Below are 1131 nucleotides of genomic sequence, written 5' to 3'. Positions count from 1 at the left end.
TTGGTTCGTGGGATGGGGTCGTTTTTCAAGGAGTGTGAGCATCCGCGGTCGCGGTGGTCGAAGTGTCCTCATCCGTACAAGGTCCGGTATCGGTCGGCGGCGGGGAGGCAGGTGAAGGAGTCCGGGTTCGCGACCCAGGACAAGGCGATCGCGCGTTTGACGGAGGTCTACAACGCGAAGAAGGCCGCGCCACGGGGACAGGCGAAGGCGGACCGGATCGCGAGGTACGGGGCGATGCGGTTCGAGGAGTACACGGGTCAGTGGAAGGCCGGCCAGCGGGATCTGGGGCCGGCGTCGGTGGTGCACCTGGAGTCGCTGCTGAACATCCATCTGCTGCCGCTGCTGGGCAGCCGGCGGATGAACACTTTTGACCACAAGGTCGTTGAAGGGTTCCTCCAGGCCATGGAGCGCAACGGGGTGGGCCTGGCTGCGCAGGCGAATGCGTTCGACAAGCTGAAGGCGATCTTGCTGGACGCGAACCGGCTGGGTCTGTTCGACGACAATCCGGTGGCTGGCATCAAGCCGCCGCAGTACGACCCCCAGCGGGTGGTGATCCCCTCACCGGAGCAGTTGCGGCAGATACGCGCCGCCGGCGACGACAGCTTCCTGCTTGTCGCCGACCTGATGAGCGGCTGCGGGATGCGTAACGGTGAGGCGTTCGCGGTCAACCTCAACAACATCGTCGCCGACGACGTCTACCGCATCACGGAACAGGTCAACCGGACGACCTGCCGCTACGAGCGGCTCAAGCACCGCAAGGTGGGCGAGTACCGGGACGTGCCCCTGCCGGCGCGGGTGCGGCAGACCATCGAGTGGTACGCGGATAAACACGGCACCGTCGACGGCTACCTACTGCGCCACCCCAGCGACCCGACCCGGACGTTCCCGCACTACCACATCGCCAACCAGTGGAAGCGGATCAAGAAGACCGGCCAAGTCGACATCCCCGAAGGGATGGTCGTCTACGGTCTGCGGCACTTCTTCGCCTCCAACTGCCTCACCCACAACATCCCCATCACCGACGTCGCCGAATGGATGGGCCACAAGACCATCGAGATCACCTTCAAGATCTACCGCCACCTCATGCCCGGCTCCATCAGCAAAGCCGCCAAAACCCTCAACCACAACCTC

1 protein-coding gene is annotated in these 1131 nt (G+C 64.4%); it reads left to right on the top strand.

Features of this window, described 5'->3' with window-relative positions; translation table 11 throughout:
* Window positions 1–12: 12 nt before the first annotated feature.
* Window positions 13–1131: tyrosine-type recombinase/integrase (locus ABZ386_RS41965; protein WP_356506498.1), on the top strand; the 1119-nt coding region annotated here is incomplete at its 3' end.

This window comes from Streptomyces sp. NPDC006140, from assembly GCF_040628815.1.
Lineage (GTDB): Bacteria > Actinomycetota > Actinomycetes > Streptomycetales > Streptomycetaceae > Streptomyces.
This window is presented reverse-complemented; position numbering and strand designations above follow the sequence as displayed.